The sequence below is a fragment of the Bacillus sp. Y3 genome (genome assembly GCF_008123875.1).
GTDB classification, from domain to species: domain Bacteria; phylum Bacillota; class Bacilli; order Bacillales; family Bacillaceae; genus Bacillus; species Bacillus altitudinis.
On sequence record NZ_VSSC01000003.1, the window covers coordinates 16,996 to 38,593 of the forward strand.

General features: G+C 41.8%; 18 protein-coding genes. 5 read left to right on the top strand and 13 right to left on the bottom strand.

Going from position 1 to position 21,598, the window contains the following annotated elements; all coding sequences use genetic code 11:
- Nucleotides 1–43 precede the first annotated feature (43 nt).
- Nucleotides 44–865 carry a MerR family transcriptional regulator gene (locus tag FXF70_RS04965; RefSeq protein ID WP_148779932.1) on the bottom strand — a complete coding sequence of 274 codons (822 nt, stop codon included), beginning with the start codon at nucleotides 863–865 and terminating at the stop codon, nucleotides 44–46.
- 88 nt (nucleotides 866–953) lie between these two features.
- On the opposite strand from FXF70_RS04965, the gene FXF70_RS04970 reads away from it, so the two are divergent.
- Nucleotides 954–1,523, top strand: coding sequence for a GNAT family N-acetyltransferase (locus FXF70_RS04970; protein WP_072368380.1), 570 nt, complete (start codon nucleotides 954–956; stop codon nucleotides 1,521–1,523).
- Between the two features lie 200 nt (nucleotides 1,524–1,723).
- On the opposite strand, the gene FXF70_RS04975 is transcribed toward FXF70_RS04970, so the two are convergent.
- From FXF70_RS04975 to proC, 3 genes are read right to left on the bottom strand one after another with little or no spacing between them, the layout of a single operon-like run.
- The gene (locus FXF70_RS04975; protein ID WP_148779933.1) at nucleotides 1,724–2,992 is read right to left on the bottom strand and encodes a glutamate-5-semialdehyde dehydrogenase; all 1,269 of its coding nucleotides are present in this window, start codon (nucleotides 2,990–2,992) and stop codon (nucleotides 1,724–1,726) included.
- Between the two features lie 18 nt (nucleotides 2,993–3,010).
- Nucleotides 3,011–4,129 (bottom strand): glutamate 5-kinase, encoded by a 1,119-nt coding sequence (proB, locus tag FXF70_RS04980; RefSeq protein WP_135227082.1) that lies wholly within the window; start codon nucleotides 4,127–4,129, stop codon nucleotides 3,011–3,013.
- A 27-nt stretch (nucleotides 4,130–4,156) separates the two neighbouring features.
- Nucleotides 4,157–4,954 carry a pyrroline-5-carboxylate reductase gene (proC, locus tag FXF70_RS04985; RefSeq protein ID WP_019743319.1) on the bottom strand — a complete coding sequence of 266 codons (798 nt, stop codon included), beginning with the start codon at nucleotides 4,952–4,954 and terminating at the stop codon, nucleotides 4,157–4,159.
- Between the two features lie 469 nt (nucleotides 4,955–5,423).
- On the opposite strand from proC, the gene FXF70_RS04990 reads away from it, so the two are divergent.
- Nucleotides 5,424–6,620: a cytochrome P450 gene (locus FXF70_RS04990; protein ID WP_148779934.1), complete on the top strand. Its 1,197-nt coding sequence runs from the start codon at nucleotides 5,424–5,426 to the stop codon at nucleotides 6,618–6,620.
- 118 nt (nucleotides 6,621–6,738) lie between these two features.
- Nucleotides 6,739–8,778 (top strand): molybdopterin oxidoreductase family protein, encoded by a 2,040-nt coding sequence (locus tag FXF70_RS04995; protein WP_148779935.1) that lies wholly within the window; start codon nucleotides 6,739–6,741, stop codon nucleotides 8,776–8,778.
- Between the two features lie 46 nt (nucleotides 8,779–8,824).
- Here FXF70_RS04995 and FXF70_RS05000 read toward each other — a convergent pair whose 3' ends face one another.
- From FXF70_RS05000 to xylA, 3 genes are all read right to left on the bottom strand, one after another.
- Nucleotides 8,825–9,511, bottom strand: a complete 687-nt coding sequence (locus FXF70_RS05000; RefSeq protein ID WP_007500674.1) for a glycoside hydrolase family 11 protein — start codon at nucleotides 9,509–9,511, stop codon at nucleotides 8,825–8,827.
- A gap of 94 nt (nucleotides 9,512–9,605) precedes the next feature.
- Complete coding sequence (gene xylB, locus FXF70_RS05005; protein WP_148779936.1) at nucleotides 9,606–11,099, bottom strand: xylulokinase; 1,494 nt, start codon at nucleotides 11,097–11,099, stop codon at nucleotides 9,606–9,608.
- Nucleotides 11,100–11,132: 33 nt separating this feature from the next.
- Nucleotides 11,133–12,470 carry a xylose isomerase gene (gene xylA, locus FXF70_RS05010; protein WP_148779937.1) on the bottom strand — a complete coding sequence of 446 codons (1,338 nt, stop codon included), beginning with the start codon at nucleotides 12,468–12,470 and terminating at the stop codon, nucleotides 11,133–11,135.
- Nucleotides 12,471–12,683: 213 nt separating this feature from the next.
- Here xylA and xylR point away from each other — a divergent pair, with 213 nt between their 5' ends.
- On the top strand, nucleotides 12,684–13,844 hold the full coding sequence (xylR, locus tag FXF70_RS05015; RefSeq protein ID WP_074041997.1) for a transcriptional repressor XylR: 1,161 nt from the start codon (nucleotides 12,684–12,686) through the stop codon (nucleotides 13,842–13,844).
- 46 nt (nucleotides 13,845–13,890) lie between these two features.
- On the opposite strand, the gene FXF70_RS05020 is transcribed toward xylR, so the two are convergent.
- The 3 genes from FXF70_RS05020 to csaA all read right to left on the bottom strand — a co-directional run bounded on the left by FXF70_RS05020 (nucleotide 13,891) and on the right by csaA (nucleotide 17,756).
- Nucleotides 13,891–15,498: a glycoside hydrolase family 43 protein gene (locus FXF70_RS05020; RefSeq protein ID WP_148779938.1), complete on the bottom strand. Its 1,608-nt coding sequence runs from the start codon at nucleotides 15,496–15,498 to the stop codon at nucleotides 13,891–13,893.
- A gap of 24 nt (nucleotides 15,499–15,522) precedes the next feature.
- On the bottom strand, nucleotides 15,523–16,914 hold the full coding sequence (locus tag FXF70_RS05025; RefSeq protein ID WP_007500679.1) for a glycoside-pentoside-hexuronide (GPH):cation symporter: 1,392 nt from the start codon (nucleotides 16,912–16,914) through the stop codon (nucleotides 15,523–15,525).
- Nucleotides 16,915–17,423: 509 nt separating this feature from the next.
- A complete protein-coding gene (gene csaA, locus FXF70_RS05030; protein ID WP_148779939.1) occupies nucleotides 17,424–17,756 on the bottom strand; it encodes a chaperone CsaA in 333 nt (110 codons plus the stop codon).
- Nucleotides 17,757–18,020: 264 nt separating this feature from the next.
- Between csaA and FXF70_RS05035 the strand changes: the two genes are divergently transcribed.
- On the top strand, nucleotides 18,021–18,500 hold the full coding sequence (locus tag FXF70_RS05035; protein WP_007500681.1) for a hypothetical protein: 480 nt from the start codon (nucleotides 18,021–18,023) through the stop codon (nucleotides 18,498–18,500).
- Here FXF70_RS05035 and FXF70_RS05040 read toward each other — a convergent pair.
- The 3 genes from FXF70_RS05040 to FXF70_RS05050 are packed head-to-tail and all read right to left on the bottom strand — an operon-like array spanning nucleotide 18,497 to nucleotide 21,564.
- The gene (locus tag FXF70_RS05040) at nucleotides 18,497–20,122 is read right to left on the bottom strand and encodes a YndJ family protein (protein ID WP_148779940.1); all 1,626 of its coding nucleotides are present in this window, start codon (nucleotides 20,120–20,122) and stop codon (nucleotides 18,497–18,499) included. The genes FXF70_RS05035 and FXF70_RS05040 overlap by 4 nt on opposite strands.
- Nucleotides 20,115–20,720, bottom strand: a complete 606-nt coding sequence (locus tag FXF70_RS05045; RefSeq protein WP_148779941.1) for a DUF4166 domain-containing protein — start codon at nucleotides 20,718–20,720, stop codon at nucleotides 20,115–20,117. The genes FXF70_RS05040 and FXF70_RS05045 overlap by 8 nt, the downstream gene beginning before the upstream one ends.
- Nucleotides 20,683–21,564, bottom strand: a complete 882-nt coding sequence (locus FXF70_RS05050; protein WP_148779942.1) for a hypothetical protein — start codon at nucleotides 21,562–21,564, stop codon at nucleotides 20,683–20,685. The genes FXF70_RS05045 and FXF70_RS05050 overlap by 38 nt, the downstream gene beginning before the upstream one ends.
- Nucleotides 21,565–21,598 lie beyond the last annotated feature (34 nt).

The following is a 21,598-nucleotide window of genomic DNA, read 5'->3' on the forward strand; positions in this document are numbered from 1 at the left end:
TAGACAGCATGTAAAAATGCCTGTCTATCCTTTTTGTGATGCCTTAAGCTTCCCGTTTTCTGACTTTCACACTAAGTTTCGTCATGTAATCCGCTTCATTTTTAGACATCAGAGAATGAAGTAAATACTCCTCAAAGACATCCCCATCCAGTATCATATCCTCTGCTTCGATGTGATCTAATAAACGTGAATAGGCAGTCTCCATTTCTTCATATGTTCCTTGTTGATACATGACTGCATATAGACCCGCTGGCTTTTTGACTGCATCCGGTCCTTCCATTCGGCAGAACAGCCGATCAGATTGATGATAATGACGCTGCAAAAACTGCTCCTTGTTTAAAATAGAACCATTTGCCGCCGCACCTTTAATACCAATCCCTTTCAGAAATTCTCCTACAATTCGAGAAATTTCTTCTATAGGTGTGTTTGAATCAATTGGGTTTGATGTACTGAGGACGATCGGTTCTTCTGGCAGTTCTTGAAGCAAGACCTCCCCTGTTTTCACTGATGATAATTCATTCGTTGTCTCGATCACACGAAAAAGAAAAGATTGAATATCCTGTAGTTTTTGGATCTCCTCCCCGACCTTTTCTGCTTGCTCCACCGCAAGGCTTTGCAATTTCTCCTGAGAAGGCTCAGTAAAGTATTGTTTTAATTGTTTGATCGGAAATTGAACAGCACGAAGGGATTGAATGGCCATGAAATGATCAAACTGTTCAAATGTATAATAACGGTACCCATTTTCCTGAACACCTGCCGGCTTAAACAAATCGATTTTATCATAATAGAGCAGTGTATCTTTTTTCACTTCAAATAATGACGCAAATTCTCCAGTTAAAAATGTTTTTTGACCATCGCTCATCATTTTTAGGGCTCCTTTCTTGACTATGGAGTTACTCTATCCTTTATGATAACATGCATAAACACCACGTATGTGGAGAAAGGATTTACACATGAACAAAATCGCACAAGATCAAGTCACATTATCACTTGCAAAACAAGAGGACTTCCCTTTGATGAAAAAAGAACTGCAAGATGCTTTCACAGCTGGCATCATTGATGCATTTGGCGATGCAGAAGGTGGACCAATTCCTCCTGATGAGTCGATTGATGAATCTTTTTATTCGACAGAGAACCTTGTCTATCATATTTTACTAAATGGTCAAAAGGCAGGAGGGGTTGTCTTAAAAATCAACCATCACACACACCGCAATTCGGTGGACCTATTATATATCTCTTCATCATCTCATAGCCGCGGCATTGGTCAGGCAGCATGGAAAGCCATTGAGGCGCAATATCCAGAAACGAAGGTGTGGGAAGTTGTCACTCCTTATTTTGAAAAGCGCAACATTCATTTTTATGTGAACAAATGCGGGTTTCAGATTGTTGAGTTTTATCACTTACACCATCCAGATCCGAGCTTCCCTCATGAGAAGAATCAAGAAAATGACCCTTTAGCACCTGAGACATTTGAATTTTTCAAATTTGAGAAAGTCATGAAAAAAGACCGTTCAAGTTCATAAAAAAACTCCCTCTTATGGGGAATTTCAGATTGTTGACAAAGGGCTAAAATGGACTTCATTTTAGCCCTTTGTCTTCTTTTTCAAGAGTTGTCAGTGCTTCAGCATCGTTTCCATGTCGTTCCCCTTTTTTCTCTCTTCTTTTCTCATACACTAAAAAAACACTACCCCAAGTTAGAAAGGTAGTGTTCGTTACATTCATTCTAGCTTCTAATCTGACCATCACCAGATAGAAGCAGCTTTGTTGTTGTCAGAGCAGGAAGTCCCATTGGCCCTCTTGCGTGCAGTTTTTGAGTAGAAATGCCAATTTCAGCACCATATCCTAGTGCACCGCCATCTGTAAAACGTGTAGATGCGTTATGGTAAACAGCGGCCGCATCGACTTCGTTTAGAAAGATTTGTGCGTTTTTTTCATCCTCTGTTACGATGGCTTCTGAATGTTTGGTCCCGTACTGATCAATGTGGTGAATGGCGTCCTCAATTGAGTCAACCACTTTCACCGCAAGATCCAGACTTAAATACTCATCTGTCCAATCCACTTCCTCCGCAGGAACCGCTTCGGAAAAGAAGGATTGAGCGTCTTGATCCCCGTGCACAGTGACTTGGTGCTGAAGCAGTGCTTCATTCAATGCTGCACCATTTTCTTTCAGCCAATCGCGATGAACGATCAGAGTCTCAAGCGCATTACAAACGGCCGGACGATTTGTTTTCGCATTGATGACAATCTGAATGGCTTTTTCTACATTCGCTGTTTGATCAATAAAGATATGGCAGTTCCCTGTCCCTGTTTCAAGAACTGGAATGGTCGATTCTTCTACAACGGTTTTGATTAAAGAAGCCCCGCCTCTCGGGATTAAAACATCAATCCACTCTTTTAGATGAAACATCGCTTGAACCGATGAACGGTCTGTTTGTTCAATAAACTGTACCGCATCACGAGGGATCTTTGTTTGATCCAATGCCTCATGAATGACGCGGACGATGGCTTTGTTGGAAGAAATAGCGGAGGAACCGCCTTTTAAAATCACTGAGTTGCCTGCCTTGAGGGCAAGCCCTGCTGCATCGACAGTGACATTCGGTCTCGCTTCATAGATCATCCCGATCACGCCGAGCGGTACTCTTCGGCTTTTCACATGTAAGCCGTTTTCAAGAGTCCATTCATCCAATATTTCTCCAACAGGATCTGTTAATCTCGTCACAAGCCGCAAACTTTCTGCAAACTCATGAATTCTCTCTTCATTTAACATTAATCGATCCATTAATGCTTCAGAGAAGCCCTTTTCTTTTCCTGCCTCTAAATCCTTTTGATTTTTCTGTAAAATAAAATCACTTTGCTGTTCGAGTGTTTCTGCTATTTTCAGCAGCGCCTCATTTTTTTCCTCTGTTTGAAGTAAACCTAGTTTTTTTGATACGTGCTTTGCTTTTTTCGCTTTTTCTTTGACCGATGTGACAACTTCAGCTGTCAGTGTCATGAAATTCCTCCCTTATGATTAGCAAACTGGTATTGATAAATCTAAATGACAAACAAACGCTTCAAGATCTACGACATGCACCACTTCATCCTGTAGCAAGTCACCGCTCAGTGCGAGTTCGTCGGACGCATAATTGACAATGCCAAGCCCTATTTCTCTTTCATCTTGATCTAAAATACGGACTACATCGCCTTTTTTAAACGAACCATTTACATCGACTATGCCGTCAGAATCCAGACTTTTCTCACGATGCATGAGAAGCTCCTGTGTTTTCTCTTGAACAACGATTTCGCCTTTTGGGCCAGAATGAAAAGCAATCCACTGTTTTTTATAATTCAGCGGCGCTAAATTTTCGTCAGCTGTAAAATAAGTGCCGTCCTCTGTCCCATTAATGGCTTTGTCTAAAATGTGAGGCGTATCGGCTTTTCCCAAAAAGCCATTGATGCCTGCGGCCATTGAAATTTTAAAGGCATCGAGTTTTGATTTCATTCCGCCTGTGCCAACGCTGCTTCCCGCATCTCCAGCGGCTGCTTCGATGTCTTCTGTGATTTCTGTGACTTCTAGAATTCTCTTCGCATTCGGGTTTGTATGAGGGTTATCTTCATACAAGCCATCAATATCAGATAAAATAGCGAGGAAATCCGCATCAATCAGTCCAGCTACTTTTGCAGACAATGTATCATTATCTCCAAACTTCAACCGATTGATCGTCACTGTATCATTTTCATTAATAATCGGGATGATCCCTCGATCTAATAACACATTCATTGTATTTCGCACATTTTGATAGCGCGTTTCATCTGAAAAATCGCTTCTTGTAATTAATAGCTGTGAAGCAATATAACCGTGCGATAAAAATAAAGTAGAATATGACTCCATTAAAAGCCCTTGCCCTATTGAGGCAGACGCCTGTTTTTCTGGCAGTGTTTTCGGTCTATCAATAAATCCTAATTTTCGGTAACCAGCTGCAACCGCACCAGATGAGACCAAAATGACTTCGTGTCCTTCATCTTTGAGTTTTACAATTTGATTGACGAGGTTTTCTAGTTTTTTTAAACTAATCTCACCTTGAAAGCTAGTAAGAGAGCTGCTTCCGATTTTCACAACAATTCGTTTTCTCTCTTTATCTGCGTACACCTTATCACTCCTGTATTGAGGCTCTATTTATATCGTTACTTTTTGTTTTTGCTGTTCACTTATTTCTTTTGATCGATTGGCGGCATGTTTGACGGCCTGCTTGATGGCTTCTCCTCCGCCAAAATCATCTAATGCATCTAGTCCTGCAGCCGTTGTTCCATTAGGTGACGTAATTTTTTCTCTGAGGACAGAAGGATTTTCAGCTGTTTCTTGCAGCATCTTCGCTGCACCTAGAAGTGTCTGTGTACCGATTTGACGGGACATTTCTTTTGATAAGCCAGCTTCTTCTCCAGCCTCTTCGATTCTTTCCATTAAGAAATAAAAATAAGCTGGACCGCTTCCGGCAATTCCTGTGAAAATATCCATTTGCTCTTCCTGAATGGTATATACTTCTCCCATTTCAGATAAAAGAGCTCGACTCATGCTTACATGTTCATTTTTCACATCACGTCCAGCAGATAAAGCGGTCGCCGACGCCCCAATCGTACTTGACGTATTTGGCATTACTCGCATAACAGGCTGCCCTTCATGCAGCATGTCTTCAATATACGATGATTTCACACCTGCAAGCACAGACAGGATGAGCTGATCTTTCTGAATATGAGGTTTTAATGATTCAAGTGCTGTTTCAGCATCCTTTGGCTTCATTGCCAGGATCAACATATCCATCTCTTCAAAAGGAAATGAATCCATTGTGGCTGTTTGGATTCCGTAGCGTTTCGTTAGTTCGTTTAATCGCTGCTTATTTTGCTTGTTTGTTGCGTAAATTTGGCTGAGCGGCATCTGACCTGATCGCACAATACCTGCAATCATTCCTTCCGCCATAGAACCTGCTCCAATGAAAGCAACTTTCTTTTGATCAATGATATTGATCCTCTCCCTTGTTCGCTTTTTGTTCGTGTTTTTCGCACGTTAGTTATCGTAACATGATGAGAAATCGTGTCAAGAAAGAGCCAGCGCTTTTCAAAAGTCCCGAATGCACGCTGAACAGCTTGCGGTATGTATGTTAGCCGTGTTTTTTAAATCATTAATTTAGATCAAAAGAACTATATAGATTTGAATCATAGTACCCTTTCGTTCGACTGAATTCACCATTTTATTTTTGGTTTCGGTGACTTCAATTCTAGTTTTTAGAAAGCGCTATCATTTTTGATGACTTTCTATTTTCCTATAGGATGAATGTGTTTGAATCTTTCGATTAGACTATTGACATATTTTAGAAAACATGTCCGTTGAAATGCGTTTTTCGTGGTGATACCGTGAAAGGGAATCAAGAGAAAAAGGAGCGTTCATAATGAAAGTAAAAGAAAATTACGTCAATGTCATCCCAATGAAAGAAATCCGATCTACTGATGACTTTCTTTTCCCATTCCCTATCTACAATGAATTACGATCGCAGGGTGATATTCGATACGATGAAACGAGAAAGTGCTGGGATCTCTTTCGATATGCTGATATTCAGTCCGTTCTGAAGCAGCCAAAAGTGTTTTCATCACAGCGAGGAAGAAGCACATCTAAAACGAGTATTTTAACAATGGACCCTCCAAAACATACCAAAATGAGAGCACTCGTCAATAAAGCCTTCACGCCAAAAGCGATCAAACAAATAGAAGAAAAGATCAAAGACTTGACCCATGATCTATTACATCAAGTAAAGGATCAACGGACCTTCGATATTGTCCAAGATCTTGCCGCTCCCCTACCTGTCATGATCATCGCCGAGCTTCTCGGGGCAGAAGTGAAAGACAGAGAGCTGATCAAAAAACATTCAGATGCTCTAGTTGCAGGAGCCAAAGATGATTCAAAAGAAGCTGTTCAAGCCGTTGTCGACATGCAAAAACAAGCAGAAAAAGAGCTGTCAGCATACTTTGCTCATTTGATCCAAAAACGAAAAGAAACGCCAGCCGATGATTTAATCTCCCTTCTCATCCAAGCGGAAATTGACGGTGAGCGTTTATCAGAAAATGAACTGCTTGGCTTTTGTATACTCTTACTCGTTGCTGGTAATGAAACAACGACGAATTTAATTACAAATGCCGTACGACTTTTAACAGAGCAGCCGCATATCGCCGAATCAGTGCGGCAAGACCTGTCTCTCATTCCTCAATTGACGGAGGAAACGCTGCGCTATTATCCGCCTGTTCAAGCGATTGGGCGAGTTGCAGCAGAGGATGTTCAGATTGCCGGTTCTCACATTGAAAAAGGAGACTATCTCATCAGCTGGGTGGCATCTGCGAATCGTGATGAACGGAAGTTTGACGATCCAGATACGTTTCGTCTTGACAGAAAATCAAATCCACATTTGAGCTTTGGCTTCGGCATCCATTTTTGTCTTGGTGCCCCTCTCGCCCGGCTTGAGGCTCATCTAGCACTTGAGATTTTACTTCGTACGTTTCGAGAAATCACCTGTGCGGCAGATCAGCTGAAACCAATTCAAAGCACGTTTGTGTTTGGGGTCAAAGAATTCCCTGTGCAGGTCACCCGTTTTTAAAAGTCCCTTTCATTAGGGGCTTTTTTTCATATGCTTCTCCTTACCTTCCTCGTCTGAACATGCTAAAATAAAGTCCATATGTACAGTGATCACGGAATTCGGAAAGGAAGCTAAACGTATGACCGATTACACAACAATGAAAGACGGAATATTCAAATCAGTTTGTTCGTTAGATTGCCCTGATCAGTGCGGTCTTTTAATACATAAAGAGAACGGAAAGATCGTTAAAGTTCAAGGAGATCCAGATCATCCAGTCACTCAAGGAAACATTTGCAATAAAGTGCGGAATGTCACAGCTCGTTTATATGATGAAAAACGTCTGACAACACCATTAAAACGTGTAGGTCAAAAAGGTGACCGGCAGTTTGCTCCAATTACGTGGGAAGAAGCGATTGAAACCATTCGTCAAAAATGGACAAAGCTGATCGAAGAAAAAGGACCAGAAAGCATTTTGCCTTACAGCTTCTATGGGAATATGGGGAATCTCAATGCAGAAGGAATGGACCGCCGCTTTTTCTATCGACTTGGCTCAAGTCAGCTAGACCGAACCATTTGTCAGTCAGCCGGAACAACTGGCTATAAATATACAATGGGCGCAAGCATCGGGACAGACCCAGAAGAGACCATTCATACGAAACTATTTATCTTTTGGGGCATCAATGCGGTTTCAACCAATATGCATCAAATCACGTTGGCACAAAAAGCTCGAAAGCAAGGGGCTAAAATTGTCGTCATTGATGTGCACAAAAACCAAACGGGCCGGATGGCAGATTGGTTCATTCCGCTTCGCCCTGGCACTGACAGTGCGCTAGCTCTTGGGATCATGCATGTCCTTTTTAAAGAAGACCTCACAGATACGTCATTTTTAGAGACTTACACGGTCGGTCACAATGAACTTCGCGAGCATGTGAAGCAGTACGATCCAGAAACAGTCGAACAGATCACGGGTGTCCCAAAAGAAGACATCATCACACTTGCGAGAATGTACGCAGAGACAACGCCGTCTCTCATTCGTATTGGCAATGGGCTACAGCATCACGATAATGGCGGCATGAGTATTCGAACCATCTCCTGTCTCCCTGCCCTCACCGGTCAATGGCTGCACAAAGGCGGCGGTGCGATGAAATCGAACTCTTCTTTTCTTAGTTATAATGAAACCGCTCTTCAGCGACCGGAATTATTAAAGGAACGCGAACCTAGAACATTTAATATGAATCAGCTGGGCAGCGTGCTAACGAACGCAGAACCTTCTATTGATTCTCTTTTTGTCTACTCTTGCAACCCGGCTGTTGTGACACCTGAAGCAAATAAAGTAAGAGACGGTTTAATGCGGCAAGACTTATTTACGGTTGTCCATGACTTGTTCATGACAGAGACAGCCACTTATGCGGATATTGTTCTGCCAGCGACATCTGCCTTTGAAAACGAGGATTTTTATACTTCTTACTGGCATCATTACATTCAAATTCAAGAACCTGTTATTGAACGTTATGGAGAAAGCAAATCAAACACAGAAGTGTTTCGTCTTTTGGCTCATGCGATGGGCTTTGAAGATGAAGCCTTTAAAGACACAGATGCGGAACTAATGGAACAAGCTCTTCATCATCCTGAAAATCCGCACTATAAAAACATCTCATATCAAGCGTTAAAAGAGAAAAAGTGGATCAAAGCAAAACGAGGGCCTTTCAAAGATTTAAAGCTCCCTACCCCAAGCGGGAAAATTGAGCTTTACTCTGAACAAATGAAAAAAGATGGATATCCAGCCCTCCCAACCTATGTACCTTTATTCAAGGAAAGTGATTATCCACTGACGTTTATACCGGGACCAAACCACAATTTTCTTAATTCCACCTTCTCTCTTCATGAGAAGCATCAAAAGCTTGAGAAATGTCCGAAGCTTCATATGAATGAACAAGATGCAAAAGAAAGACAGATTGAAGATGGGGACATGGTTCGTGTGCTGAATGATCGAGGAGAATGCGAGCTGATCGTGTCAGTCGGACAAAATGTGTTATCTGGTGTTGTTGTCAGCCAGGGATTATGGGCAGACCAAAAAGGCAAAAAACATTTGGTGAATGGCCTCACACCTGATCGTTTGGCAGATATGGGCGGCGGTGCGACGTTCTTTTCCGGCAGAGTCGAAGTTGAAAAATTATGATAGAAAGAGCCAGGCATTTTGCTCCCGGCTCTTTTCTTTGACTTTTTTAGTTGCCAATAAACAGCTGATTGGTCATCACATTTGCACTTCCGCTGCTTTGGTAGCCTTCTACAGTAAATGCCGTTTCATACATTTTCCCCATTGGCATCCCTAAACTTTCCCATTTTCTAAAATGCGCACTGACGGAGACCGTTCCGCTTGTACGTTTCGTTTGACGTACACTCCAATATTGCTTGAAGGTTGCGATCCCGATAATGGAAGGCTGATTGACACGGGTTGTTTCATAAATGTCATATGTGCCTCCATCAGCATAAAATGATCCTTTATACGCTCCTGTTGGACGATATGTGCCCCATGAATCAACAATGTAGTATTCTGCTAATGGAGATTGTGTCCAGCCATAGACACATAGATAGGAATTCCCGCCTGGGTTAAAACTTGCGTTGTAATTGATGGAGATGTTGCCAAGTTGATGGTGAGTTCTAGTGGAATCAAACTTTTTCCCTTTTCTAAATAAAGCATTTCCGATATTGTTCCAGCCTGCACTAAATGCCCCGCCGTTATTGAGTGTCATCGAGGTGTTTCCATAATCCTTCCATAATTCATAATCGTACCCGCTATGGTTACCCATTTCATTATTCGTAATGGTTCTCGCATGGGCTGGTACAGCCGTCAGTATAAGCGTCAGTCCAATACACATCACAAACAACAGTCTTAATTTTCTCAAATTCATCGTCCATTCCTCTCCTTTTTCATCCTTTTGATTCTGTCATCTCTAAGATGAAACGAATTCATCACCTCCTTTCATGCCCCCACTTACTACTAGATTATCGATACTGTGCTAGCCCCGCATGAATGTCTCTTGTGTGTGTATAAATGCTTTGATACAAACGAAAGAGATGATCATATACATCGACATGCTGTTGATTTGGTGTAAATACGGCTGCTTGATGGATAAACTGATCCGCACACGCCTCAAGTGACTCGTACCAGCCGCATCCAACTGCTGCAAGCATCGCTGCACCTAATGCGGGCCCTTGCTCATTTTCAAGCTGAATCACTTCAGCTTGAAAAATGTCTGCCTGCATTTGAAGCCATGTATGACTTCTCGCACCTCCACCTATGGACACAATAGCATCTATTCTTTTTCCGGCCTGCCTAAATAAAGCGATCGATTCATTTAATGAAAAAGTGATTCCTTCGAGCACAGCTCTAACCATATGCGCTTTTTCATGCCGGCTGTCTAATCCAATGAAGCTTCCACGAATGACTGAATCTGCATGAGGCGTTCTTTCCCCAACTAAATATGGCGTAAATAGCAATCCATTTGCGCCAGGCGCTATATCTTTTGCTCCGGCTAAAAGGTCTTTAAACGAATCATTTGGAGCAAGTAAAGATTTAATCCAATCGAGGCTATAACCTGCTGATAAAGTGACTCCCATTGTATAAAAAGCGTCTTTTTTTGCATGATGGAACAAATGCAAGTTTCCATTCAGCTCTCTGTTATGATTTTCTTCATAGGAAAGAATGACACCTGATGTGCCAATGCTGCATAATGTGTGACCTGATGATAAAATGCCGGCGCCAATGGCACCGCAAGCATTATCTGCTCCACCCGCAAAAACCTTCACCTCTTCTGTCATCCCGGTTTTCTTTGCGATCTGCGGCAAGAGTGTTCCAACCTCCGCCTCCGATGAAACGAGTGGCGGGCAAATACGAATCGGAATATCAAAGCTTTGACAAATCTCCTCGCTCCATGTTTGTTCTCCCATATCCAACAGTAACGTACCAGCCGCATCAGAATAGTCCATATGAATAGCGCCGGTTAATCGATATCTGACATAATCTTTTGGAAGTAAAAACAAATGGATTCGTTGATCAATTTCTGGTTCATGTTCCTTTACCCATAACAACTTTGGCAGTGTAAACCCTTCTAACGCCTGATTTTTTGTGATCGCTTGCAGCCTGCCTCCTAGCTTTTCTGTCATGCGCACGCATTGCGGTGTTGTTCTTGTGTCATTCCACAAGATGGCAGGCCTGAGCACTTGAAGGGATTCATCCAATAAAACAAGTCCGTGCATTTGTCCAGAAAAACTGATGCCTTCTACTTGCCTTGACTGAACAGGCTTTCTCTCCATAAGTTCTGTCATCGCGGCCATCGTCTGCTCTACCCAGTCTTCAGGATTTTGCTCACAATAACCTGGTTTGCTTTGAATGAGGCGGTAAGATTTAGTCGTCTCACAGCATACCTTCCCGCTCTCATCTACTAATATCGCTTTGACTCCGCTCGTTCCAAGATCAATTCCCATCACATACTTCATGTGTTCACTCCTTCAAAACATCAGCCCGCTCCATTAATCTTCTAACAAATATTGATTCAATCTGGCTTTCAGCTGTTCCTCTCTGCCAGATTCGTTTCTGATGAGCGGATGTTTCAGTGCATATTCTTCTAATGTATGAAAGTTTGCCGTTCCTTCTGAAATCTCCCGTCCAATTCCTTCAGAAAAACTGCGGTACCGGTGCTTGATCACATCTTCAAACACACGGTCTTCTATGAGTCTATGAGCCACCCGCAGCCCTTTTGCGAATGCATCCATCCCCGCAATATGGGCATACAGAAGATCTTCCAGTTCAAAGGAGGCTCTTCTGACTTTTGCATCAAAATTGAGACCGCCTGTTCCAAGTCCGCCATTTTGCAAAATTTCATACATGGCGAGAGTTGTGGCATATAAATCCGTTGGGAATTCATCAGTGTCCCAGCCTAGAAGGGAGTTTCCTTGGTTGGCATCAACGGAACCGAGCAGTCCATGAATTCTTGCTACACGCAGCTCATGCTCAAACGTATGACCCGCTAATGTCGCATGATTGGCCTCGATATTTAATTTAAAGTGTGTATCCAATCCATATTGTTTTAAAAAGGCGATTGATGTCGCTGCATCCGTATCATATTGATGAGTTGTCGGTTCCTTCGGCTTTGGCTCAATTAAAAATTGACCTGTAAATCCAATTTCTTTTGCATAATCGACCGCCATATGCAAAAAGGCCGCCAAATGGTCAAGCTCTCTTTTCATATCTGTATTCAGTAGTGTGTCGTAACCTTCTCGCCCTCCCCAGAAAACATAATTTTCTGCGCCGAGTTCCTTTGCTGTTTCGATGCCCTTTTTCACTTGTGCAGCTGCATAGGCAAATACATCTGCATGACAGGATGTCGCTGCACCGTGAACAAATCTTGGATGCTTAAACATATTAGCCGTGTTCCATAGAAGACGAACCCCGCTTTGTTGCATGTAATCTTTCATTCTTTCTACGATGATGTCTAGCTGCTGATTGGTCTCTTGAAGCGTGTCGCCCTCTGGTGCAATATCACGGTCATGGAATGAAAAATACGGAACATCCAATAAATCAAAGAGCTGAAAAGCCACTTCCAATCTAGCCTTCGCCAAATCCATTCCGCTATAAGAATCCCAGGCCCTTTTCATCGTGCCAGTTCCAAACATGTCTGTTCCATCAGCAGTCAGTGTATGCCAATAAGCGACGGAAAATCGCAGGTGGTCTTTCATTGACTTTCCGCCAATCATTTCGCTCGGATCATAATATTTAAATGCGAATGGGTTCTTTGAATGTTTTCCTTCATATTGAATGTTGCCAATCCCTTGTAAACGACTTAACGAAGTCATATTTGATTTGACCATAAGTGATTCCCCCTATATATTCACTTAGTAAGTTGATTCAACAAACAAATGAACGAGTTTACCGACTAATCTCTTTGAATTTTCCATATTTTTTAGTTTTTTAGAAATATTTTCGTTATAATAAAGTGAAAAGCATGTTTTATAGAGAATGAACACTACAAAAAATGGCTTTTCTTCACTTAATCTAAAGACGAAACAAATGGAGTGGATACAATGGATATTGCGGATCAGAACTTTGTGAAAAAAATAAATCAAAAGCTATTGCTAAACGAAATTCTTCACCATGCACCAATTTCCAGAGCAAAATTATCTGAACGCACTGGGTTAAATAAATCGACCGTTTCTTCTCAAGTGAGTACATTAATGAAAGAACATCTTGTTTATGAAATCGGTCAAGGCGAATCTAGCGGCGGAAGAAGACCCGTGCTTCTCATGTTTAATAAACGTGCAGGTTACTCTATCGGCATTGATGTCGGTGTTGATTATGTCAACGGCATTTTAACAGACCTTGAAGGGTCGATGATTCATGATGAGCAGCTCAAGCTCCCATCCAGCACACCTGATGTGACCGTCCGTATTTTAATTGAATTGATTCAGCAGTTACGTTCACACATTCCTTCTTCTCCATACGGGCTGATTGGTATAGGGATTTGTATACCTGGTCTGGTCGATGCAGATGAACAAATTGTGTTTACGCCTCATTCAAAATGGAAAAATGTCGATCTGAAAACAAGTCTCCAAGACACATTCCAAGTACCGGTTTTTATCGAGAATGAAGCAAATGCCGGTGCGTACGGTGAAAAAATCTTCGGTGCTGCTAAACATTATGACCATCTGATCTATGCAAGTATCGGCACTGGTATTGGAATAGGCATCATTATCAATCATCATTTATATAGAGGTACAAACGGTTTTTCTGGTGAAATGGGACATATGACGATCGACTTTAATGGACCGACATGTAGCTGCGGAAATCGTGGTTGCTGGGAACTGTATGCATCTGAGAAAGCACTGTTCCAATCGCTCCAAACAGATGGTCAGCCATTCACCTATCAAGATATTGAGCGGCTGGCGAAGTTAAATGATATGAAAACACTCAATGCCTTGCGTAACTTTGGCTTTTACATTGGGGTAGGTCTCACAAACGTTCTGCATACCTTCAACCCACAAGCCGTTATTTTACGAAACAAGGTCATTGAATCTGAGCAGGCCGTTCTAAGTGTCATTCAAGATGAAGTATCCTCTAGAATGGATGCACAATTCAGCTCACGGGTGGAGCTGCTCCCTTCGTCATTAGGACAAAACGCACCAGCCTTAGGGATGACATCTCTTGTCACTGAAGCTTTTTTGCGTGATGTCACGCCTTCACCATAATGGAATACATGTTAAAGAGAGACAGCCTTTAGAGTGTTGTCTTTTTTTATTCAGTTGTTTCTTCGTATCGAAAATACTTAAAATCGGCAGGCAGACGTTCACCGCTTGTGTCTTGGCACTGCATTCCAACAAAAGCCCCTGTAAAGAACCCCCCTCCTCGAATAAAATCATCTGACAAATGGGTCGATTCAAGCGGTACATCTATTTTTTCCCACTCTTGTTGATCAAAAGAATAAGAATACGTGTACGTCTCTCTCTGAACGGTCACTTTTAAATACACATACGGAATCTCGTCTGGGATGATGATTTTTTTAATTAGCGGCTGAGAAAAGGCCAGGTTTTCACACACAGATAACTCAAGGATACGGCCAAGCGCATCGTCATAAGTTACCTGAAGTGCAGTCCAATTTTCCGTATTATAATAATTCACAAGACCTGCCGCTTGCTGAAAGTTTTTCGGAAAGAAGGAAACCGCTGTCTCTGCTTCAAAATAAAAGCTTTGCCAGCGCCTCGCAACAAACGCTTGGGTAAATTTAGACGTTAAAGATTCCTGCCCATACAGCCTTAAATGATGAGGATTTTCCGTCACTGAACCAATCTGATCCGTAAATGGGATTCTTAATGTTTGGAAATGTCTATTTAACGATGAATCTTTAAATTCATCGACTATGTGATAGGTTGGAGAGAACTCTTTTACGCTCATCGCAGGCGCTTCAACCTCTAGGAGCCCCTCTTTTCCGCCTACCACATACGGCCAGCCATCTTTCCATTCAAGCTTTTGTATGGCTGTCTCTCTTCCTAAAGGGCACCAGCCTCTTTGCTGAAAAATGGATTCCTTACTTGAATGAATTGGACGGCCAGTCAGATGAGCCAAATACCATTCATTTGTATGCGTTTGTACAATGGAAGCATGCCCGCATTTTTGTAGTGGATGGCTAGGCGCGTGAAAAGCCGTTAAAATTGGGTTGTCAGGATGAACCTCATACGGCCCATCAATACGCGAGGAACGGGCGATTGTGGCTGCATGTTCGTAACGTGTTCCCCCTTCAGCTGTTAATAAATAATAGACATCATTGATGTAATAAAGATGCGGGGCTTCTGTCAGTTTGATTGGCGTGCCTTTAAAAATGACCTTCCGCTCACCGACCAGTTTTTTTTCAGATACACTATATTCCTGTAAGGCTATACCTGCAAAAGAATGATGTTTTTCTCGATGGTCCCACAGCATATTCAACACGTATTTCTTTCCGCTTGGATCATGGAACAAGGAAGGATCAAACCCAGAACTATTGAGTCGAACCGGATCGCTCCACTCGCCATCTACTGCGTCAGCTGTGACCAAATAATTATGACCATCCTTAAACGGACCATCTACTACTTTAATATCAGAATAGATGAGCCAAAACTGACCATCCGCATAACTTAAACACGGCGCCCATACCCCGCCGGAATCAGGATTTCCTTTCATATCGAGTTGAGAAGTTTTTTGCAAGGGACGCGCGGCGAGCCGCCAGTGGACGAGATCCTTCGAGTGATAAATTTGCACCCCCGGGAACCATTCAAATGTAGAAACCGCCATGTAATAGTCCTCTCCCTCACGGCAAATACTTGGGTCAGGGTTAAACCCTTTGAGCACTGGATTGGTAATGTTCATTGAATTTCCTCCTCTTTCAGAGAGCTACATTTTAAAGTCGTCCATATGATCGATATACACCTTGTCTCTATTCTCAAGCTCTCGTATGACTTTTTTATGTTTTTCTTCATCTAGGTTATAAAAATTAATATCAACCATCGCTAAAATGAGTAAGCATACAGGAATCACCGTTGTCGTGATTAAAATGCCCAGTAAAGCTTCTGGTGTTTGCACTTGATTTGCAATATAACCAAATCGGTCAAGGACAAGCCCTGGAACGATGCCGCCTAAGGCCATCCCAAATTTAAAGAAGAAGCCAATCACTGCGTAAATCAGTCCACCCATTCTTTTCCCTGTTTTATATTCGCCATATTCAACGGTTTCAGGAATGAGTGCCCACATGTAAGCACCTGCTGTAATACTCCCTGCAGCCGCAACGAGCCTGAAAATAAGTATTAAAGTGATTTGACTCGGCGGGATCACAAGTAATGCAAGAAGGCCTACAATATTCAGCAATAATGAATAATTCAGCAGCTTTTTCTTTCCTAATAGTTTGTGCAATTTTGGAATAAACGGCAGCACCATTAAAGCTGGCAGACTGCCAATCAGGCCGTACCACTTCACTAAATCTTCTCTGCCGAGGTTATACGTCACATAATAGATCCCGACTGAGTTGCTGATCGAGTTCACACCAAAGATAATGATAAAGAAAATGCTTAACACAACAAGCGGACGATTCACTCGTAACTGGACAAAGAGATCACTGAACTTGATCTTTTCCTCTGGCTTTTGAAGTGTGACGCGCTCATTCGTACTTTTAAAACAGAAAATCAGTAATCCGCCCCCAAGTACGCCGAGAAATGCCATCGTGATCTGCCAGCCAAGTGCTGTATTTCCTGTTGTATCACTCAAAAACGTCGCAAGAAACGGAACAAAAAAAGCAACAACTAAACCACCGAGATTTGCAAAAAGCATACGAACAGACGTAATACTGACGACCTCTTGGTTATTTCTTGTCATTGCGGAAGTTAAAGCACCATAAGGAACATTGATGAACGTGTATGTAAGCGATAAACCAACATACGTGATGTACGCATAAATGAGTTTTCCCATTTCGGAAAAATCCGGTGTCGTAAAACAAAGAATGGCAAGAACGGCAAAAGGTAACGCACCAAATAACAAATAAGGTCTAAACCGGCCAAAACGGCTGTTCGTTCGGTCAACCATCGCCCCAATAAACGGATCTGCAAGCGCATCGATGGCCCGAACCACCAAAAACATCGTCCCTGCTGCTGCTGCTGATAATCCATACACATCCGTATAAAAAAATAATAGATACGTAGAGACAGTTGCATAAATTAAATTACATGCGAAATCTCCTGAAGCATACCCCACTTTTTCAGACATACGAATCTTCTTTAAATTCTCACTCACCATGAGTTTTCTCCCTTCTTCACTTAGCCTCTTCTAGCGGACAGATGGTGCAGGGCAGCAGCAATCAATAGGTCAAAAATAAAGCGCTTTCAATTCGTTGTAAAAATGAAGCTGAACAGCTCTTTCTTTCAGCTTAGCCCACATAGCAGCAAATCATGTGCTTTAAACAATAGATGATCGCCATCTTAGTTTATCGATTAAACAAACTAAGATGAATTCATTTTATAAAATATGATCTGACTTTTCAATATTTTTTGAAAAAATAATCCAAATAATTGATTTCTTGTCATTTTTTCTATGATATGAGGAGATGAACCTTCTTTTTATCTTCCAAAAACAAAGAGAACTCAAATAATGGTTGCATTCATACCAATCCCATGCTATATTAATCAAGCGATGAGCTGAATTGTGTAAGTCGGGTAACACGTCTCTTTGAGACACACACGAATGTGGCGTGTGGTTATTCCGCCTCAATACGCAAAAGACATCTTCTGATGAAGATGTCTTTTTTCTTACCCTATTTTGGTGCCATTTTCAACCAGCTCATCGGTGGCAAGCAGGACAACGTCTTCTTTTGACGGCATGCCTCCTAAGACAAGCACCTCTGATTTAAACCCGGCAATTCTTCTTGGCGGGAAATTGACCACTGCAATAATTTGTTTCCCAGTGAGATTCTCAGCCTGATATCGTTTTGTCAGCTGTGCACTAGATTGTTTTATGCCAATCTCATCCCCAAAGTCAATCTTCAGCTTAAAAGCAGGTACTCTTGCTTCTGCAAAAAATGCTGCTTCTACTATCGTCCCAACGCGAATGTCTAACGCTAAAAACTGTTCAATATCTGCCATTAGAATCTCTCTCCCTTTCAATCTTTCATAAAAAAGGTCACATTTTTCTTCTGCTAGATGACCACTTGTCTTCCACTAATTTCTTAATTGTAGCACACCCTACTCTTCTAAAAGAAAGGGTTAAAAAGACTATTGATTGAATTTTTTTAGTTTACATAATCATTTTATAGTAGTCTATTAAATGTTTGCATCATGAAAATGAATTCGGTAAAATGGCAAATAATCCTACTGCTTCCTCTCGAATATTTCAGGGAGGGTTAACACTTGTTTACATTATCAGATATGTGGACGTTTTGCTGGTCGTTTTTCGTCATTCTTCCTATCGTTGCCATCTTGCATCAGCTGGGCCATATTGTAGTCGCCTGGCTGTTTGGAGCAAAGGTTTCGTTTGCGCTTGGCCGAGGCAAAAAAGTATTGAAAATAGGCGTCGTTGAAATTAGAAGAATCTATTTTCTTGATGCATTTTGCCACTATGAAGAAATGAGGAGAAATAACCGTTTCTCACACATTCTTGTCTACTTAGGCGGATCATTATGCAACCTGCTCAGTGTTCTTATATTGAACACAATGATCGCCAACGATTTCCTGCCAGAACATCAATTTTTCTATCAATTTGCTTACTTCTCAGTCTACTATGTATTTTTTGCTTTACTTCCAGTACAGTATGCAGATCATCATCCGAGTGATGGGCAAGCGATTGTGAACATCATTCGTCACGGTGAACCATGCGACATCATTGATTAAGATGAGTGGCTTTCACTGTCGATTTGATACTGAATCGTTAAAAAAGGAATACCGAATAGCTTCATTTGATGAATTGCTGTGAGACTTTTTTCCGTCTCCGGTTTCATATGAAAGCTTTCTTCCATTGGCAGTTTCATGGTGATGAAAGACGTATGCAAATACAATCCTTCATCACCCGTACTGCCATTTGGACTTTTACTTTTTAATAGAAAATCTTCCTTTTCATTCAAAGGTTTTAAAATAGCCGTAAGCTGTGAAAAAGGAAGCGGCAAAGCAATATTCATATAGACTGTCTCTTCATCATGGTGCTGAGCATAGAGCGCATAAAAGACTTGCTCGCCTTTCTCATTGCGCCTGACCCACACACGTACATTCTCCCTTTCTTCAAGAGGATGTTGAAATCTTGAAAGACTCCCCGACATTTCATATGGCATTCGTGATGACCCTAAATAGAGCTGTCCTATTTGTCTAAAAACAGGTTGAAGCAAAAAGACAAACGGCCTTACCCACCAATGAAAACAGACGGCTGCTTTTAACTTAAAGGACATCGGGTCCTCATAAAATCTGCGAATAACAGGTGACACACTCTCTGCTGAAAATGCCTTTCCATTTAATTGGTCAAGAGAATCGACTAAACCAATCTTCTCATCATGCTGCATGTCGTCATGTTGAAAAGACATGATCTGAAAACGACCGTGAACTCTCGATACCGGAAAATCCTTCTGTTTCAATCGATCAGCTGGTTTTTCAATCAACCATCCAATGAGGCCTGGTAAAATAACCAAACTTGCATTGATACTGCCATGAAACCAAATCATTTGATCCATGCTGATGTAGCTAACATGTAAAAGCATTCCGGCAGAATAAAGGAATGATAGGACGATCGTTCCCATTAACATGATGCTAGAAAACACAACGAACCCTTTTGCGACAGTTGAACGAAAAGAAGTTGTCATACATAAAATTCCATACAAATAAAGTGCGATCACATAAAGAACGACGCTGAACGTATCAAACAGGCGAGAATAGCTGATTCCAACAGCAATCATCACTGGTGACAGTAAAATAACCCAGCCACCCACTTTGTATAGCGTCGTCTCTTTTTTCCGCTGCCTTCCTAATAAGCCATAAAAGATTGGGATAAAAAAAGCCGAATAATGAAAATGAATAGCGGTCAAAAGTACAATCATCGGTGAAAATGTCATCACTTGTATATCTGCTATGTACAGCCAGAACCAAAGTCCACCTAGAGCGATATACATACATGCGCCATCGATCATCAGCTCATGAAGCGGATGGGCCCCTCTTTTCAGCAAACGGATGAAACCAAATAAAGCCAGAATCATTGTAAAGAAAAGCCATCCCAATGCAAGCCAAAGAGAGTGAAAGATGAATGCGCCTGTTGCACATAGAGCTGCTACTGGAAAGGCTTTCATTATGAAGCCGATCAGCCCCTTCTGCTGCCGTTTCTTCTCTTCCTGATAAAAAAAGTGTAAGAAAGCGGGAAGAAAAAATAAAATCGCAATCAAAACAAAAAATTCTGGTATGGGAGCTGTCGTCAAACGTGTAAGGAGAAAGCAAGCCATCAACACGATGCTACACATCAAATGCCATTTATTCATGAGATGACACCCTTTCCGTAAACCGGCCCTTATACGTAAAAAGAGTGCCAAAAAGGCGATTTTTCACTTGAACATCAATCGTATACTCACCTGCACGCTCATCGTACCCTTCTGTTACATCAGATTCACCATAAAGCCAAGAAGGGAGCGGCCACTCCCGCCCAAACAGCAAAAACTTTTGCTTACCTGATTGAATGTGCAAGAATCCTTTTTCCGTGACTGTAAAATGAAGCTCTGACACAAGAAGCCTAGGTTTTCCAAAGTAGTCTAGTACTTGATGGCTCTTCTGAACAATGATCATATCTGCATCAAAATGTCTTTCCTTGTCAGGAAAATAGAACGTTCGAAACCAGTGCATCCCTTCTTCTCCCTTACTTGTCGTAAAAGGCTTGTTCACAATTTGGAAGGGAATATTTCGCCCTCTTTCAGGAAAAAAACAGCGAAACAATGGACCGACTTTGAATAAAAATCGGATGAGCTTTGTCCCGCCTCCTATTTCCTCCATGATGCCTTCGGCCGTAAACGCGCGGTTATAACGTTCTTTTAATGCTGGATGCAGCTTATCGTAGTCTTTTACTTGATGATGATGAACGACCATGTCTACCTCCCCTTTTTCGTTTGATCGAAAACACATCTACACAATCTTTTAAATTGATCATTCCTGCAACGGATAAAATGAAAAATGCACTCAGCACCAGCGGCTCGTGCAGAGTCGTTTCTGGCGATAAAATCCCTATACCAAGCATCAGCAGCAGAAAGATGCTTTGAAGGATGAATATATATTTCTTTGGCAGTTTAGGCATGAGCCATGATACACCTAATAGCGCATAAAACAATCGAAATCCGGTGCTATGATCAAAAGCAGAAGGTGAAAAAGGAATGATCGCTTGACATAACCAGACGATGGCAAACAACAAACAAATGCCATAATGGGCAAGTGTTCTCTCAAGCAGCAAACGGGGATGCGTGCCCTTTTCAAGCCACGTCTTTAATGCGCCAAAGCTAAAGGCAGTCATAACCCCCATCATTGGCCGAAAAAAGAACCGGTCTGCCCATTTCCACCCTTTTCCTTCCTTTGTTTCATAATCAAATTGCGTTTGAAACACAATGTGATCATTCGTTTTCATGTATTTCCAATACCCTCCGCCTTCTTTGATGAAAGACAAAGGGTGTGATGATTTAAATTGAAGTGAGGATGCTCTTTCATGACGCTCATCCTTCACGCTCGTTCGATACGCTCCTGTCCCAGTTACACTAATGCCGAATCCAAGGTGTTTCTCATACAAAAAGGATTGGGGCTGTTCATCACTAGGTCCATTTAATGAAATGGTCGAAAATCGCAAATCCCATTGTTCATGAAGCTTTGGATTTTGCGTATACTCCCATACTTTTTCAATAGGTGCTTGAATGGTTGTTTCCACATAAACAGGCTTTCTTTTCATCTGCCTCTACTCCTCTATGTGAATTATTTCACAT